Origin of the sequence: Neotamlana sargassicola (assembly GCF_020523965.1) — a bacterium.
GTDB lineage: Bacteria > Bacteroidota > Bacteroidia > Flavobacteriales > Flavobacteriaceae > Neotamlana > Neotamlana sargassicola.
In genome coordinates, this window is sequence record NZ_JAJAPX010000001.1 from 767,617 (window position 1) to 785,363 (window position 17,747).

Below are 17,747 nucleotides of genomic sequence, written 5' to 3' on the forward strand. Positions count from 1 at the left end.
TTTCAGTCTTTTTTATTTCAAGCTATGCAATTTAAAATTTATACATCGGTAAACGAGCTTCCAGAAAACTGGGATGGTTTTGTTAGTCACGATGTATTTTTACAAACGCCATATTTTAAAGCAATTAAACAAGCGTCGCCAGACAATATTAGCTGGTTTTTTGTTGGCATTTTTAAAAATGAAAACTTAGTTGGCGTTGCTGTTATTCAGCGTGTGGCCTTATATTTAAAAGATATTTTTAGGGACGAAAGAGAAAAATGCATCAAAACATTTTTGCAAGATACTGTTGCTAAAGTTTTAAAAGGAAACATTTTAGTTGTTGGTAATTTAATGCACACAGGGCAACATGCATTTTATTTTAATGAAGCTTTAATATCGTATCCTGAATTTTTGCAAGGTGTTTTTAAAGCCATTAATGAAATAAAAACACTAGTTAAACGCACCCAAAACAAGAAAATTAGAGTTATAATGCTCAAAGATTTTTTTGAAAGTAATACAATTCATAATCAAAAATCTTTTTTTAAACACCAAAAATTACATCAAGTAAAAGCACAACCAAATATGTTGCTTTATGTAGCTTCAAATTGGCTTAAATTTGATGATTATACAGCAAGTTTAACAAAGAAGTATCGCGACCGATATAAACGCGCTAAAAAGAAACTAAACGGCATTCAAGTAAAGGAATTAACGCTTGTTGAAATTGAAAAGCTCCAAAACATAATGCATGAATTTTACTTAAATGTTTCAAACAATGCAAAGTTTAATACCTTTATTTTACCCAAAAATCATTTTTATAGTTTAAAAGAAAATCTTCAAGACAATTTTAAAGTATTCGGTTATTTTTTAAATGAAGAGTTGGTTGGTTTTTACACCTTAATTTTAAATGAGGATAATTTAGAAACGTATTTTTTAGGTTATCACCAAATGCATCAATACAAAAACCAGTTGTATTTAAATATGCTTTACGATATGCTAAAGTTTGGCATTGAAAATAAGTTTAAAACTATAGTTTACGCACGAACAGCTATGGCTATTAAAAGTTCGGTTGGGGCAGAAGCAAAAGAGATGTTTGTTTATATGAAGCATACAAATGTTTTGATAAATGCTATTTTAAAACCTATTTTTAGGTTCATGAACCCGAAGCAAGATTGGGAAAAACGCCACCCGTTTAAAACATAATTTTTTAGTTTTTAACGTCAATTCGAGTAATTCTGAGGGACGAGAAATTGTATCGAGAATAACTTAACAACAATCAAAAAATCACGATATTTACAATTACAACCAACAACTAAACCATGAGCTTGCGATCGTTAATATTAATAATTATAAACAGTCTTGTGTTTTTAGTTATTGTATTGCTTTCAGTAACGTTTTACAATCAATTTTCTAAGGTTTTAGACGATAGAATTCTGCTTCAGCTTAACTCCATTAAAACCTTAAAACAAATTCAAATTGAGCGATTAATTACTTCAGAATGGGAAGCATTTAAAAATAATCCGCAAACGGCATCCTTCAGCGACAGCTTAAAAATTATAAATGCTGAACAGTTATTTTCATCATCTGGAATTTACGATTTAACCGAGTTTCATCTTAATAAAAAAACATCAATTGCTTTAGTTTTACGTGATAGTAATCAAACTAAAATTAAAGTAATCGATTATAATAAAATTAAAAATATTCTTTTAGAGCGCACGGGAATGGGCGAATCTGGAGAATCGTATTTGGTTGGTCAAGATTTTTATTTGCGTTCGCAATCGCGTTTTTTAACTCAAAAAATACCTGCCACTATTTTAGCAAAAACAGTTGGAGTTACTCAAGCATTTTTAGGGCAATCGGGTAGGGGAATTTATCCAGATTATCGCGGCATTAAGGTTTATGGTGTTTACGATGTAATTGAAGTTGAGAACTTAAATCTTGCTATAGTTTCAGAGATTGACGAAAGTGAAGTTAATGCACCACTTAAAGATTTACGATTGCGCCTATTCGGGTTAATTGTTTTAATAACGGTTTTGGCTATTGTTCTGTCGTTGTTTTTAACGAGGATTATTACAAATCCAATAGAGAATATGAAAAAGAGTTTAAAAATTATGGCAAATGGCGATTATTCCGAGAATCATCAATTTAATAAAAACTCTACCGAAATTACCGAAATGTTTAATGCCCTTGGGCAGTTAAAAAAATCGTTGCAAGGTGCTGTTAGTTTTTCAGAAAACATTGGAAAAATGAATTTAAATGCACAATACACACCAAAAAGTGCGAACGATGTTTTAGGTAAAAGTTTGGTAAAAATGCGGGATAAATTAGTTGAATTTCGAAATAACGAAAACAAAAACAGATTAAATACCAAACGCCAATTGGTTGATGGTTTAGAAAAAGAACGGCGCCGTTTAGCAAGAGAGTTACACGATGGTTTAGGCCCGTTGCTAACCTCTTTAAAATTCTATATTGACAATAAAATAGAAAATGATGCGCAACGTTTTGAAATGAAAACGATTTTAGATGAAACTATAACAGAAATCCGTGTTATGTCTAATGCGCTTATGCCTTCAAGTATTGACGATTTTGGAGTATCAACAGCTATTTTAAATTTTATTGAAAGCATAAAAAACTCCACTAAAACTCAAATAATTTTTGAAGATTTAACTAAACAAAATGATAGTAAAATAACTAAAAACCAGCAAATTAATATTTTTAGAATCACTCAAGAACTTATTAATAATACCATAAAACACGCTCAAGCAAAACATATTAGAATTACCTTATCGGAATTTGACGATTTCATATCGCTATTTTATTTTGATGACGGCATAGGTTTTAATTTAAACCATGTAACGTTGGGTTCTGGCATAACAAACATTAAAGAACGTGTAGATATTTGTAACGGCGAAGTAAACATAAATTCTAAAGCCGGAAATACCACTTTTGAAATTGAATTACCTATTGATTATGAAACCAATTAAACTAATTATAGCAGACGACCACGAACTTTTTAGAAACGGCTTAAACGAGCTTTTAAAAAAGTACGACGATGTACAAGTGGTTGCTCTTGTTGAAGATGGGAACGAATTGTTTCAAGAATTAGAAAAACATAAAGATATTGCCATTGTTTTACTAGATATAACCATGCCAAATATGGACGGATTTCAGGTTTTAAATGCGTTAAAAAGCCAAAATACTAATGTAAAACCAATTGTTATTTCTATGCACGACGAAGGTAATTATATTGCAAGTTGTGCCAAAAACGGAGCATATAGTTATTTGTTAAAAAATACCGACCAAGATAAGCTTATAAAAACTATTAGAATTGTAAATGGCGGAAAGAAGTATTTCCAACCGCAAATCGCTGAGAAAATGATTAATTATATGTCGGAACAATCGGTTAGTGAAAATATATTATCAAACAAAGAAAAGGAAGTTTTAGGTTTAATTTCAAAAGGACTAACAACTAAAGAAATAGCAAAACAGTTGTTTGTTAGTAGCCGAACTATTGAAACCCATCGTGCCAATATTATTAAAAAACTGGAGGTAAAAAACACAGCAGAACTTATTAAAAAGGCTACAGAAATTAATTTGATATAACTGTTGATTCTATTTTTAAAAGAAAATTTGGTTTTGACTGCGCTAAATCTGACCTCACATTCCACCATGATATTTCAATCAGTATAAATACGGATGTTATTTCGGTAGTTTCATAGACCTGTAAATGGGCTAATCTGTTATTAATTTTATAAAAGAATTTAAAACAGAATTAGTTATGAAAAAAATAGTATTTACCGCATTAACAATTATAATTTCGTTTGGAGCTTACGCACAAAAACGAAACGAATTTAAAGGACCTGCCTATAAAAATTACAAACCTTGGCAACACGATATTGTGCCTACAGTTGTTTATACCGTTGTAGAAAAGGAAAATTTAACAGGTCCAGAATATAAAAACCAAAAGGTTTGGGAGAGTAGTAATACAGAGGCTTATAAAAAAATTACTGTAGGCACTAAGCGATCAAAATTAAAAGGACCTGCTTATAAAAATTACAAGCCTTGGTTGCATAAAGAAGAGGACCGAGATTCTTAAAACTTTAGCAACTCTTTAAGACAAAGTGTGTTATATTTTTTATAAGTTATACAAAAACAAAAAATATAATTTATGAAAACTGCAAATAGCGAGATACTTACAGAAATAGCCTCTTTAACAAGAACTATTGAAGACGATTATCCCGAACTTCAAAAATATTTAGATGAGAGTAGAAGCACTTTACCAAAAGGAAACTTCGATAAAGGAGAACTTGATGCGGAAGAATTAGAAAATTACCGAAATAGTTTAAAGAATTTAATAGAAAGTTTTAAGAATAAAAAAAAAGCCTGTTTTAATTGAACAGGCTTTTTTTAGTATGTTAATTTTTATTCTAAATTATCATCCTTCTTTTTCTTGGCATTTTTCATAGCTTCACCAATTTGGTTACTAGCCGTAAAACTTGCAACCATGTTATTTAGCATATCGCTACCTGCTTGTGGAGAATTTGGCAATAATATTAAGTTACTGTTTGTTTCTTCTCCAATAGACTGTAAGGTATCGTAATGTTGAGTTACTACAATAAGCGCAGAAGCTTCTTGAGAGTTAATACCAACTCGATTTAAAACTTCAACCGACTCTTCTAAACCACGAGCAATCTCACGACGTTGGTCTGCAATACCTTGCCCTTGTAAACGCTTGCTTTCAGCTTCAGCTTTGGCTTTTTCTACAATTAAAATACGTTGAGCATCACCTTCGTATTGAGCAGCTGTTTTTTCACGTTCAGCGGCGTTAATGCGGTTCATTGCAGCTTTTACTTGTGCGTCTGGATCAATATCTGTAACAAGAGTTTTGATAATATCGAAACCATATTCTAACATAGCATCGTTTAATTCAGCTTTAACAGCTAAAGCAATATCATCTTTTTTAACAAATACATCATCAAGTTTCATTTTAGGTACTTCGGCACGAACTACATCAAATACATAGCTTGTAATTTGCTCATGCGGATAATCAAGTTTATAAAAGGCATCGTATACTTTTTGACTAAGCACTCGATATTGTACAGATACTTTTAAGCGCACAAATACATCATCTAAAGTTTTAGTTTCAACAATAACATCTAATTGCTGAATTTTTAAACTTAGCTTGCCAGCTATTTTATCTACTAATGGAATTTTAAATTTTAATCCCGATTGTCGTATACTATGAAACTTACCAAAGCGTTCAATTACTGCAGCGGTTTGTTGTTTTACAATAAAAATTGATGAGATTAAAATTACGATTCCAATAAAAAGAACGGGAATAAATACGAAGTCCATAATAATTAAGGTTTAAAAGGTGGTTAAAAAATTAAGGTACAAAATAAATGTTATATTTGGTTTGAAATTCTCTCGAAACATGAAACATAACCAATTTATAATATTAGTAGCTATTTGTATATGTTTTGTTACAAAAAGTTTTTCTCAAAGAGGAAATCAGCGTATTCAAAATGGAATTGGTTTAATGGGAGGAATTACAAAATTTGATATTGTAACCAATAATTTTGAAACTCAACAAGGTAATGGGTTTTTAGGAGGAACTGCAGCAACTGTGGATATTCCTTTTAAATGGTATAACGTTGGTTTTGGTATGCAACTCTCTGAAAATCATGTTAATATTTTAGGTCGACCGACTAGCACAAGTACAGAAAGCGAGTATATTGATTATAAGGTTTTTGCCGTACAAATTCCGTTATTAATGCACGTTAAGGTTTTTTCTCAGTATTTTAATATTGATGTAGGTCCAATGTTTCAATATAACAGTAAACTTGAACTTGTTGATGATTCACAAGAAGGATATTACATAAATAACTATAATAATTTAACGGCAGAAGATATTGTAAATATCTCTCAGTTTAACATTAATGGTATTGTTGGTGCTTCGCTCGGAATTAGAAATTTTAAGCTTAAAGCCCAATACATTTATGGGTTTACAAATATTTTTAACAAACTAGAAAAACAAAATTTAGAAACTTCTGGAGGCGATTCCCGTTTTAAGGGAAACCAAAGCCAAATATTTTTAGGTGCCGCCATTATGTTTTAAAATTTATTTATGAAAAGAAGAACATTTTTAGAAACAGGTTTAAAAGCCACAGCAGCATTAGCATCACTTCCTTTATTAAACTGTGTTGATGCACCAAAAAAAGAAGAAGCATTTATTGATAAAATTTTACCAGCTCCAAAAAACGGTGGTTTTCGTGATGATAATTACTGGATTTGGGGATCGTCTGTTATAAAAGGTGAAGACGGAAAATACCATATGTTTGCCTCAAGATGGTCTAAAGATGTTGGTTTTGGTAATTGGGTTACAAACTCAGAAATTGTTCGTGCTGTTGCCGATACACCTGTTGGTCCTTATAAATTTCAAGAAGTAGTTTTACCTCCAAGAGGTAAAGAGTTTTTCGATGGTATGTGTACGCATAACCCAAGAATAGTAAAATATAAAGACAAATATTTATTATATCACTTTGGTACAACTTACGATTTTGATATGCCTACCAAAGAAAACCCCAAACCAGAAGGTTATAATTGGAACGCAGCATGGTTAAATAAGCGCGTAGGTTTGGCAATTAGCGATTCGGTTTTTGGGCCATGGGAACGTGTTGATAAACCAGTTATTGAGCCTAGAGAAGGCCATTGGGATGCTACAATAACATCCAATCCATCTCCAGCGGTAGATCCTGAAACGGGAAAAATTTTATTAATGTATAAGTCCTCAGCGACACCAAAACCACCTTTATTATTGGGTGTAGCTATGGCAGATAGCCCTACAGGTGAATACAAGCGTTTAAGCGAAGAACCTGTATTTAGATTTGAAACACCAGATAACAATCATATTGATGTTGAAGACCCATTTATTTGGTGGGCAGGCGATAAATATGAAGGCGTTATAAAAGATCGTTCCGGATTAATTTGTGGAGAAGAAGGTGGCGGTGTTCACATTTGGTCTAAAGATGGTGTAACCTGGAATTTATTCGATAAAGTAAAAGCTTATAGCAGAAATATACTTTGGGAAGATGGTACAACTACGCATCAAAATCATTTTGAGCGTCCGTTTGTTTTAGTTGAAGATGGAAAACCAACACATTTATTTGCTGCTGTTGGTAGCGGTCCAAAAGCTTGGAGTTTTGAAAATACTTGGAATATGGTAATTCCTTTAAAGCATTAAGCTTTAAAGGAATTTTCTTTTTAATATTATTCTGCTAAGAAAGTTTTTAGTGGTTTTATAAAACTATCAAACTTTTCAATATGTGGTAAATGTCCCACGTTTTCTATTTCAACTAATTTCGCATTTGGAATTGCTTTTTGCGTTTTTTTACCTAATTCTGCATAAAGTCCCATGGTTTTTCTAACAGCTTCTGTAACTAATGGTTTTCCTAAAGCGGTTCTGTCTCTAGTTCCAATTATTAATAGAGTAGGAGCGGTAATGTTTTTAAATTCATACACTACAGGTTGTGTAAAAATCATATCGTAGGTAAGCGCATTGTTCCACGCAATAGTTTGGTAACTAGAGTTTAATGTCCAACCGGCTAATAAATTTACCCATTGGTCGTATTCTGGTTTCCATTTGTTATCGTAATAATTAACTAACTGATATTTTTTAATGCCTTCGTAACTCTTTTTTAATTCGTTGTTATACCACCACTCAACAGGTTTGTAAGGTACTTTTAGTTTCCAATCTTCTAATCCAATAGGGTTTTCTAAAATAAATTTCTCTGTAGTTTCTGGATACATTAAAGCAAATCTAGTAGCAAGCATGCCACCCATAGAGTGACCTAAAATGGCTGTTTTTTTCACATTTAAACTATCTAATAATGTTTTTGTGTTTTGAGCTAATTGCTGAAATGTATAATGAAAATGATTTGGTTTTGATGATTTACCAAAACCTATTTGGTCTGGAACAATTACACGATAACCTTCTTTTGTTAAATTTTCAATTGTTGTTTTCCAGTAAGCGCCATTAAAGTTTTTACCATGAAAAAGAACGATGTTTTTACCGTTGTAATTTTCTGGTTTTACATCCATATAAGCCATTTTTAAGTTTTGGTTTTGGATGTTTAAATCTAAAACCTTTACAGCATATGGATACTCGTAATTTGATAATTCAATATCTAACCATTCCAATTGATTGGTTTGTGCTTTAATGTTAGTAATGGTAAGAATAACTAGACATAGGTTTAAAAATAATGTTTTCATAAATTTTGAGGGTTTAAAAAAAGCCTTGAAATTTTCAAGGCTTTTGTTTATATTATATTTTTTCAATGAGGTTGTCAATGCGTTTTACGGTTTCGTTTTTGCCTATTAAAAACATGATTTCAAAAACATCTGGACCTTGTAAGGCGCCAACTAAAGCTAAACGTAAAGGCATCATAATTTTTCCGAAACCAATATTGTTGTCTGTAATCCAGCCTTTAATATCGGTTTGTAAAGCATTAACGGTAAAATCGTCTATATGTGTTATAATGCTTTTTACTTTGGTTAATATTTCAACTGTATCGTCTTTTATAGCCTTTTTAAAAGCCTTTTCATCGTAGTTTGAAGGTGATGTAAAGAAAAAGTGCGATAAGCCCCAGAAATCGTTTATAAACGTTGCTCGTTCTTTTACTAAACTTACAACCATTTCAATATAGTTTACATCAATAGTTTTTAATTCTTCTTGATGGTTTTTAAACGCTTCTGCAAGTTTTAAATTGTCTTGCTCTTGCATGTAATGGTGGTTAAACCATTTTGTTTTATCAGGATCGAAACGAGCGCCAGCTTTATTTACTTTGTTTAAGTTAAAAGCTTCAACTAACTCTTGTAAATTAAATAGTTCTTGTTCGGTTCCTGGATTCCATCCTAAGAAGGCTAAAAAGTTTACAACGGCTTCAGGGAAATAACCATCTTCTTTATAACCTCTAGAAATGTCACCTTCTGGAGATTTCCATTCTAAAGGAAAAACAGGAAAACCTAATTTATCGCCATCGCGTTTACTTAATTTTCCTTTTCCAGTTGGTTTTAAAATTAATGGTAAATGTGCAAATTCTGGAGCTTCCCAATTAAAAGCACGATAAAGCAAAACGTGTAATGCTAAACTTGGTAACCATTCTTCACCACGAATAACGTGCGAGATTTCCATTAAATGGTCATCAACAATATTTGCTAAATGGTAGGTTGGCATACCATCGCTTTTAAACAAAACTTTATCATCTAAAATATTAGTGTCAATTTTTATATCGCCACGAATAATATCTTTTAAATGTAGAGTTTCGTCTTGCGGACTTTTAAATCGGATAACATAATCTTCGCCAGTTTCAATTTTGTTTTGCACTTCTTCCGCGCTAAGCGATAATGAATTATTTAGTTTTAAACGGTTATGCCAATTGTAAATAAAAGTTTTACCGTTAGCTTCGTGGTCTTTTCGGTGTTTGTCTAATTCATCGGCAGTATCAAAAGCATAGTATGCATTACCCGATGCAATTAATTCATCGGCATATTGTTTGTACAAATGTTTGCGTTCGCTTTGTCTGTAAGGTCCAAATTTTTCGTTTATGTTTGGGCCTTCATCAAAAGGAAATCCGCACCAGTTTAAAGCATCAATAATGTATTGTTCGGCACCTTCTACGTAACGGTTTTGGTCGGTATCTTCAATACGTAAAACAAAAGTTCCGTTATGTTTTTTAGCAAATAAATAATTGAATAATGCTGTACGAACGCCACCAATGTGAAGTGGTCCGGTTGGGCTTGGTGCAAAACGCACACGAACATTTTTTGTCATGTTTTATTACGATTTTTTAAACTTCAGTTTTTTTTGCAAAGATACAATTAACAGCTAATTAAGGCAGTTGTTATAAATAAAATTGTAGTTTAGTATTAAGGATTAATTTATTATGAACAATTTCAATTATATAGAAGCAAAGGTTGAAGCTTTTATTAAGAAGTATTACGTAAACGAGTTACTAAAAGGTGCCATTTTATTTTTTGCTATTGGCCTATTTTACTTTTTAGTTGTAATGTTTATTGAGTACGTTTTGTGGTTAAATACAACAGCTAGAAGTATTTTATTTTGGACTTTTATTTTGGTTGAATTAGCGCTACTAATAAAATTTATTATGTTGCCTTTGGCTAAATTATTTAAGCTGCAAAAAGGTATTAATTATGTTGATGCATCAAAAATTATAGGCAAACATTTTCCTGAGGTTAATGATAAGTTGTTAAATGTATTTCAACTTAAAAATACAGAAAGTAATTCTGAATTATTACTAGCAAGTATAGAGCAAAAATCTATTGAGCTAAAACCTATTCCGTTTAAAGTAGCGGTAAATTTAAAAGCTAATTTTAAGTATTTAAAATATGCTGCTATACCAGTGGTTATCATTTTACTTTCTTTATTATTTGGAAAAGGTAATTGGTTTAACGAAAGTTATAAACGTGTTGTAAATTATAAAACCGCTTATACACCACCAGCGCCTTTTGAGTTTTTTGTTATTAATGAAGATTTAACAGCTGTTGAAAACAAAGATTTTATTCTACTAGTTCGTACAGCTGGAGATGTAATTCCAGAAACAGTAGAAGTTTATTATAATAACGAAACGTATTTTCTAAAACAAAAGGGTAACGGTGAGTTCGAGTATGTTTTTAATAAGCCTAAAACCTCATTTGAATTTGAGTTGCAAGCTAATAATGTAACATCAAAACCATATAAAATTGAAGTAGTAAAAACACCAAGCATTGTCGATTTTCAAATGCATCTAGATTATCCGAGTTATTTAAAGAAGACAAACGAAATTTTAAAAAGTTCGGGTAATGCATTGGTTCCAGAAGGCACAAAAGTAACATGGAGAATAACTGCAGAATCAACGCATTCTATTTCTCTTTTTTCAAAAGATACAATACAATTTAAAAGTGAAGATACTAATGCATTTCAAGCTTCAAAAAGGTTGTTCAGTAATTTAAACTACACATTAAGCACCAGTAATAATAATTTAAAAAATTACGAAAACTTAAACTTTAATATCAATGTAATCAAAGATCAATATCCAGAAATTAAAGTGGAAGTAAAACAAGATAGTTTAGATAATCAGTCCTTATATTTTCATGGAAAAATTAATGATGATTATGGCTTACGTAATGTAAAAATGATTTATTATCCAACTAATAAAATCACAGATAAGCAAGAGTTGGATTTAGGGATTTCTAACACCAATTTTGCAGAGTTTGTTACAGCGTTTCCAAATAATTTAAATATTGATGAAGGCGTAGCTTATAGTATTTATTTTGAGGTCTTAGATAATGATGCTGTTCACAACTATAAGAGTGTTAAAAGTGCAGTTTTTACATTTAGAAAAAGAACACAAGAAGAAGAGGAGCAACGTAATTTGGAGGAACAAGGTAAGACCATAAATGATTTACAAAAATCTTTCGATAAGTTTAATTCACAGGAGAAAAGTCTACAAGAAATCACACGACTTCAAAAGGAAAAAAATGATCTTAATTTTAATGATAAAAAGAAATTAGAATCGTTTATAGAACGTCAAAAGGAGCAGGACCAAATGATGAAACATTTCAATAATAAATTAAAAAATAATATTGATGAGTTTCAAAAAGAAGATAAAGATGATCCGTTTAAAGAAGCATTAAAAAAGCGTCTTGATGAAAATGAAGAAAGGTTAAAAAAGGACGAGCGATTGCTAAAAGAGTTAGAACGTTTACAAGAGAAAATTAACAAGGAACAACTAACAGAAAAACTAGAAGAATTAGCAAAACAAAACAAAAACAAAAAACGAAGTTTAGAGCAATTATTAGAGTTAACAAAAAGGTATTATGTTGAGAAGAAATTAGATCAACTAAAAGAAGATTTAATGAAGCTTGCTATTGATCAGGAGAAACTTTCTAACGAAAACAAAGAAGAAAATACTGTTGAAAAACAGAAGGCTTTAAACGAGAAATTTGAAGCCTATAAAAAGCAAATTTCAGATTTAGAAGAAGAAAGTAAATCCTTAAAAAAGCCTATTGATATCCCAAGAGATGCACTTGAGGAAAAGGCGATTGATGAAGATCAAAAAACGGCATCGGAAGAATTAGAAAAGAAAGAACAAGAAAATGCTTCAGACAATAAAAAGCAGCAAGAAAATAGCGCAGATCAAAATTTAAAAAAAGCACGAGAAAGCCAAAAGAAGGCTGCTAAAAAAATGATGCAAATGAGCCAAAGTATGCAACAAGCAATGCAAGCATCTGGTGGGGAACAATTGCAAGAAGATGTTGATGCGCTCCGTCAAATTTTAGATAATTTAGTTTTGTTTTCTTTCGATCAAGAAGACTTAATGAATCAATTTAAATCTTCAGAAACTAATGATAACGGGTTTGCTTCAAACTTAAAAAAGCAGAATAATTTATTAGAACATTTCGAGCATGTAGACGATAGTTTGTTTGCGCTGTCACTTCGTAATCCTAAGTTATCCGAACAGGTTAATAAAGAAATTTCGGAAGTGTATTATAACATGGAAAAGAGCTTAGAAAACTTTGCTGATAATCGGGTGTATCAAGGTGTTTCCAATCAGCAGTTCGCTATTACAGCAACAAATAATTTAGCAGATTTTTTAAGTGATGTTTTAGATAATATGCAAGAAAGTTTAAGTATGTCTGCTGGTCAAGGCGGAAGTGGCGACATGCAATTACCAGACATTATTATGAGCCAAGAACAGCTCAATAAAATGATGGAAGAAGGTATGAAAAAAGGAGAAGGAAAACCTAAAGACGGTGAGGGAAAAAAGCCAGGACAAGGACAAAAACCTGGAGAAGGTTCTCAGGGTTCTAGTGGAGAAAACGATGGTGGCGATAAGAATGGAGAAGGTAAAAACGGAAAGAATGGACAGAAGCAATCAGGTGAAGGTGAAGGCACAAATGAAGATTTAAACGGACTGCTTTATCAAATTTACCAAGAACAACAGAAGCTTAGAAATGAACTTGAAGAACGTATTGCTAAAGAAGGTTTAAAAGGAAACGCAAAGAATTTAGTGCGCCAAATGGAGGCTGTTGAAATGGAATTGTTGAATAAAGGATTCACGCAACAAACGCTTCAAAAAATGATGCAATTAAGGCATCAATTATTAAAATTGGAGAATGCGACGCATCAGCAGGAAGAAGAGAATAAAAGGCAATCTAAAGCTAATTCTAATCAGTTTAAAAACACAACTTCAAATCAAATTCCTACTGCCAAACAATATTTTAATACTACTGAAATATTAAATAAACAAGCATTACCTTTGCAGCTTGTTTATAAAGTTAAAGTACAAGAATATTTCAATCAAACTAATGATTAATTTTAATTACGAAACCGATTTTAAATTGTCTTCTGAAGAAGATATTTCTAAGTGGATTTTAGAAACCATAACATTAGAAAACCACAGTTTAGAAGAGGTGAATTATGTATTTTGTGATGACGAATATTTACACAAATTAAATGTAGAGTTTCTTAATCATGACACCTTAACGGATGTTATTAGTTTTGATTATTCTGTAGGTAAACAAATCTCTGGAGATGTTTTTATTTCCATTGAAAGAGTTGCTGATAATGCTAAGGATTTTAATGTTTCTTTTGATGTTGAATTAAAGCGTGTAATTATTCATGGTATCCTGCATTATTGCGGATACAAAGATAAGACGGATGATGACGCTAAGTTAATGAGAAGCAAAGAAGACGAATACTTAGCGCTTTATAATCAGAAGTTTAATTAAAATAAATATTGAATTCAAACTAGTGTTCCACGTGGAACACTTCAAATTTCCACGATATGTTTAACGAAGTATATGATGTTATTGTTGTAGGTGCAGGACATGCTGGTAGCGAAGCTGCTGCTGCTGCTGCCAACATGGGAAGTAAAACGTTGCTGGTTACTATGAATCTTCAAAACATCGCTCAAATGTCTTGCAATCCTGCTATGGGTGGTATTGCTAAAGGGCAAATTGTCCGTGAAATTGATGCGCTTGGAGGTTATAGTGGTATTGTTTCAGATACGTCTGCTATCCAATTTAAAATGCTTAATAAGTCTAAAGGACCAGCAATGTGGAGTCCGAGAGTGCAGAGTGACAGAATGCGTTTTGCTGAAGATTGGAGAATGCTTTTAGAGCAAACCAAGAACTTAGATTTCTATCAGGAAATGGTTTCTGGTTTACTTATTGAAGGCGACAAAGTGGTTGGGGTAAAAACATCTTTAGGTGTTGAGGTTCGTGGTAAATCTGTAGTATTAACAAACGGTACTTTTTTAAATGGCCTAATTCATATTGGAGACAAAAATTTTGGTGGAGGTAGAGCTGGTGAAAAAGCGGCAACTGGAATTACAGAACAACTGGTTGATTTAGGTTTCGATTCTGGTAGAATGAAAACAGGAACACCGCCAAGGGTTGATGGTAGAAGTTTAGATTTTTCTAAAATGATTGAGCAGCCTGGTGATGAAAACCCTGAAAAATTTTCATATTTAGATACTACAAAACCATTGAAAGAACAACGTTCTTGTCACATGTCGTATACAAGTGCTTTGGTGCACGATTTGCTTCGCGAGGGTTTTGATAGATCGCCAATGTTTAATGGTAGAATTAAAAGCTTAGGGCCGCGTTATTGTCCATCTATTGAAGATAAAATTAATCGTTTTGCAGATAAAGATCGTCATCAGCTTTTTGTTGAACCAGAAGGTTGGAATACCGTGGAATATTATATAAATGGTTTCTCTACGTCGTTGCCAGAAGATGTTCAGTTTAAGGCTTTGCGTTCTGTTGTTGGATTCGAAAATGTTAAGTTTTTCCGTCCTGGTTATGCAATTGAATACGATTATTTTCCGCCAACACAATTAAAGCATACTCTAGAAACTAAATTGGTTAGTGGATTGTATTTTGCTGGTCAAATAAATGGAACAACGGGTTACGAAGAGGCGGCTTCTCAAGGTTTGATGGCTGGTATAAATGCGAGCTTAAAAGTTCAAGAAAAAGATCCTTTTATGTTGAAAAGGGATGAAGCTTATATTGGAGTTCTAATTGATGACTTAATTACAAAAGGCACCGAAGAGCCATATAGAATGTTTACGTCGCGTGCAGAATATAGAACGTTACTGCGTCAAGATAATGCAGATTTGCGTTTAACACCTAAAGGGTATGAGTTAGGTTTGGCTTCTGAAAAGCGATTAAAACGCATGGAGCAAAAGCATGAATCGGCTAAAGAATTTGTTTCATTTTTCGAAAGCACAAGTGTAAAACCCGAAGAAATTAATCCGATTTTAGAGTCTAAAAATTCTTCTCCTGTTAATCAATCGGGTAAATTATTTAAAATATTTGCTCGTCCTAATATTGATATGGATGATGTTAGAAAAGTGAAAAGTGTTGAAGATTATATTCAAGAAAATAACCTAGATCGTGAAGTAATTGAGCAAACGGAAATTCAAGTTAAGTATTCTGGCTATATCGCGAAAGAAAAAACTAATGCCGATAAGTTAAGTCGATTGGAATATGTAAAAATTCCGGCTGATTTCGATTATTCTAAAATTAAATCGATGAGTTTTGAAGCGCGTGAAAAGTTGAAAAAAATTCAGCCAACTACGGTTTCTCAAGCATCAAGAATTAGTGGTGTTTCACCGAACGATATTTCTGTTTTATTGGTTTATATGGGTAGATAATTTAAAAATTAGTAAAAGTGTTCCACGTGGAACAGGGTTAAAATATCTAAAAACAATCAATTTTTTAATAATATTCATGAATTCGTGGCACTAAAACAGTCGAAAAATATCATTTTAAAAGTAAAAGATTATTCAGTTTCTGGCGAAGATTTCGAATTGTTAGAAAACGAAACCTATGGTTTTTTAGAAACACATCCGCAACCTTCAAAAGAAAAACTTCCGGAATATTATAAAAGCGAAGATTATATTTCGCATACCGATGCTAAACGAAATCTTTTTGAAAAAGTATATCATTTAGTTCGTGTTTATGCTTTAAACAAAAAGTTGAGTTTAATAAATAACCATGTGTCTGCAGATAAAAATTTATTAGATGTTGGCTGTGGTACGGGAGATTTTTTAAACGCTGCAATAAAAAACGGTTGGCAGGTAAATGGAGTAGAGCCGAACGCACAAGCAAGAAATATTGCTAATAAAAAAACAAACAACGCGGTTTTTAATATTGAAAAACTTAAAGAATTTCAAGAAGCTTCGTTTAATGTAATTACGCTTTGGCATGTTCTAGAACATTTACCAAACCTCGAAGAACATATAGAATTGTTTAAAAAACTATTAAAACCCAATGGTGTTTTAATAATTGCAGTGCCAAATTATAAAAGTTACGATGCTAAACATTACAAAAGTTTTTGGGCTGCCTACGATGTCCCAAGACATCTTTGGCATTTTAATAAATCTTCAATTAAAAATTTAGTGGAAGGTTATGGTTTTAGTTTAAATAAAATTAAACCCATGTGGTTCGATGCGTTTTATGTAAGTCTGCTTTCAGAAAAATATAAAACAGGTAAAATGAATTTTATAAAAGGATTTTTTATTGGCTTACTTTCAAATGTAAAAGCATTAGCTTCAAAAGAAACATCTTCTTTAATTTATGTCGTAAAAAAATAAATAGCGATAATTGGGTTTTTGAAATTTTACAATATTTAAAAACACGCAATCTTTTATTTATTTTTTCAATAATCCTTTTTTTAGGAATTTTTAGGTGTTTTTTGAGTGAAAAAAACCAAAATATTTATTTTAAGAATAAATTTTAAATCAATTTTAGGGTCGGTAGTTGGTTATATGTCTTTTTTGTAAAAGTTGCTTAAAACGCTTTAAAATGAGTTGTTTTTTATAAAGGAATCTTATTTTTAGTGATTTGTGTTATAAGTTTTCTTTATTTGTTAAAAACAAAATAAATTTCGGTTATTCTAAAACTTACTTTATTACATTTGTTTCAATTAAAAAATAGATCTAACTAATTTTCATAAAACCATGAAAAAATTAATTTTTACTGCTTTTACAGTTTTGGCTTTAACGTCTTGCCAGGAGGAAAAGAAAATCGCTTTTGTTGATAACGGAGAAGTTATTAACGAATATCAAGAGAAAAAAGATGTTGAAGCTAAGTTTCAATTAAAAGATGAGGCTTTTAGAAAAAAAGCAGATAGTATTGGGCAAGCATTTCAAGCCGAAGTACAATCTACACAAGCAACAGCTCAAAAATCGTCGCAACGCAAGGCACAAGAATTAATGGCAGGTTTGCAACAAAAGCAACAAGTTTTACAGCAACAAATGCAAATAGAGCAGCAACAGTTAACACAAGAATTTCAAGCAGAAATTGATTCTGTTATTGGAAAAGTAAAAGACTTTGTTAAAGATTATGGTAAAGCAAATGGTTACACTTATATTTTAGGAACTAGCGATGCTGCAGCAACAGTTATGTATGGTTCAGAAGAAAACGATTTAACCGAAACAATTTTAAATGCACTTAACGATTCTTATAAATCGGAAGAGTAATTTTAAGATTTAATGTTTTTAAATATCGAGCCAAAAGTTAATAGCTTTTGGCTTTTTTTATGCGCTTTTTTTTAAGATTAGATGTAACAAAATTGAGGTTTCGGTCGTCTTTATTAAATGTTTACCAATGTTTTTTATGTTTTATCGTTAATAAATACATAAATGTAAATGTTGTTTTATTTATTAAACATAGCCTAACTTTATCAAATCAAAATAAGAACA

General features: G+C 31.6%; 15 protein-coding genes. 12 read left to right on the top strand and 3 right to left on the bottom strand.

Annotated features, from left to right (window positions below; translation table 11 throughout):
* Positions 1-24: 24 nt before the first annotated feature.
* From LG651_RS03300 to LG651_RS03320, 5 genes are all read left to right on the top strand, one after another.
* On the top strand, positions 25-1,179 hold the full coding sequence (locus tag LG651_RS03300) for a GNAT family N-acetyltransferase (RefSeq protein ID WP_226694727.1): 1,155 nt from the start codon (positions 25-27) through the stop codon (positions 1,177-1,179).
* Positions 1,180-1,301: 122 nt separating this feature from the next.
* Positions 1,302-2,960, top strand: a complete 1,659-nt coding sequence (locus LG651_RS03305; protein ID WP_226694728.1) for a sensor histidine kinase — start codon at positions 1,302-1,304, stop codon at positions 2,958-2,960.
* On the top strand, positions 2,947-3,579 hold the full coding sequence (locus LG651_RS03310) for a response regulator (RefSeq protein WP_226694729.1): 633 nt from the start codon (positions 2,947-2,949) through the stop codon (positions 3,577-3,579). Before LG651_RS03305 ends, LG651_RS03310 begins: the two co-directional genes overlap by 14 nt.
* 175 nt (positions 3,580-3,754) lie before the next feature.
* A complete protein-coding gene (locus tag LG651_RS03315; RefSeq protein ID WP_226694730.1) occupies positions 3,755-4,072 on the top strand; it encodes a hypothetical protein in 318 nt (105 codons plus the stop codon).
* Between the two features lie 72 nt (positions 4,073-4,144).
* The gene (locus LG651_RS03320; RefSeq protein WP_226694731.1) at positions 4,145-4,372 is read left to right on the top strand and encodes a hypothetical protein; all 228 of its coding nucleotides are present in this window, start codon (positions 4,145-4,147) and stop codon (positions 4,370-4,372) included.
* A gap of 26 nt (positions 4,373-4,398) precedes the next feature.
* Here LG651_RS03320 and LG651_RS03325 read toward each other — a convergent pair whose 3' ends face one another.
* Positions 4,399-5,331, bottom strand: a complete 933-nt coding sequence (locus LG651_RS03325; protein ID WP_226694732.1) for an SPFH domain-containing protein — start codon at positions 5,329-5,331, stop codon at positions 4,399-4,401.
* Between the two features lie 79 nt (positions 5,332-5,410).
* Between LG651_RS03325 and LG651_RS03330 the strand changes: the two genes are divergently transcribed.
* Positions 5,411-6,094, top strand: a complete 684-nt coding sequence (locus LG651_RS03330; RefSeq protein ID WP_226694733.1) for a hypothetical protein — start codon at positions 5,411-5,413, stop codon at positions 6,092-6,094.
* Positions 6,095-6,103: 9 nt separating this feature from the next.
* Entirely contained in the window at positions 6,104-7,219 is a 1,116-nt protein-coding gene (locus LG651_RS03335) for a glycoside hydrolase family protein (RefSeq protein WP_226694734.1), read from the top strand.
* Between the two features lie 26 nt (positions 7,220-7,245).
* On the opposite strand, the gene LG651_RS03340 is transcribed toward LG651_RS03335, so the two are convergent.
* A complete protein-coding gene (locus tag LG651_RS03340; RefSeq protein WP_226694735.1) occupies positions 7,246-8,247 on the bottom strand; it encodes an alpha/beta fold hydrolase in 1,002 nt (333 codons plus the stop codon).
* Between the two features lie 52 nt (positions 8,248-8,299).
* Positions 8,300-9,808, bottom strand: a complete 1,509-nt coding sequence (gene gltX / locus LG651_RS03345) for a glutamate--tRNA ligase (RefSeq protein WP_226694736.1) — start codon at positions 9,806-9,808, stop codon at positions 8,300-8,302.
* A 112-nt stretch (positions 9,809-9,920) separates the two neighbouring features.
* Between gltX and LG651_RS03350 the strand changes: the two genes are divergently transcribed.
* The 5 genes from LG651_RS03350 (at position 9,921) to LG651_RS03370 (ending at position 17,525) form a co-directional block, all read left to right on the top strand.
* Positions 9,921-13,352, top strand: coding sequence for a DUF4175 family protein (locus tag LG651_RS03350; RefSeq protein ID WP_226694737.1), 3,432 nt, complete (start codon positions 9,921-9,923; stop codon positions 13,350-13,352).
* Positions 13,345-13,767: an rRNA maturation RNase YbeY gene (gene ybeY, locus LG651_RS03355; RefSeq protein WP_226694738.1), complete on the top strand. Its 423-nt coding sequence runs from the start codon at positions 13,345-13,347 to the stop codon at positions 13,765-13,767. The genes LG651_RS03350 and ybeY overlap by 8 nt, the downstream gene beginning before the upstream one ends.
* 56 nt (positions 13,768-13,823) lie before the next feature.
* The gene (gene mnmG / locus LG651_RS03360; RefSeq protein WP_226694739.1) at positions 13,824-15,695 is read left to right on the top strand and encodes a tRNA uridine-5-carboxymethylaminomethyl(34) synthesis enzyme MnmG; all 1,872 of its coding nucleotides are present in this window, start codon (positions 13,824-13,826) and stop codon (positions 15,693-15,695) included.
* An 84-nt stretch (positions 15,696-15,779) separates the two neighbouring features.
* Positions 15,780-16,637, top strand: a complete 858-nt coding sequence (locus LG651_RS03365) for a class I SAM-dependent methyltransferase (RefSeq protein WP_226694740.1) — start codon at positions 15,780-15,782, stop codon at positions 16,635-16,637.
* A gap of 366 nt (positions 16,638-17,003) precedes the next feature.
* On the top strand, positions 17,004-17,525 hold the full coding sequence (locus LG651_RS03370) for an OmpH family outer membrane protein (protein WP_226694741.1): 522 nt from the start codon (positions 17,004-17,006) through the stop codon (positions 17,523-17,525).
* The last annotated feature ends 222 nt before the right edge of the window (positions 17,526-17,747 follow it).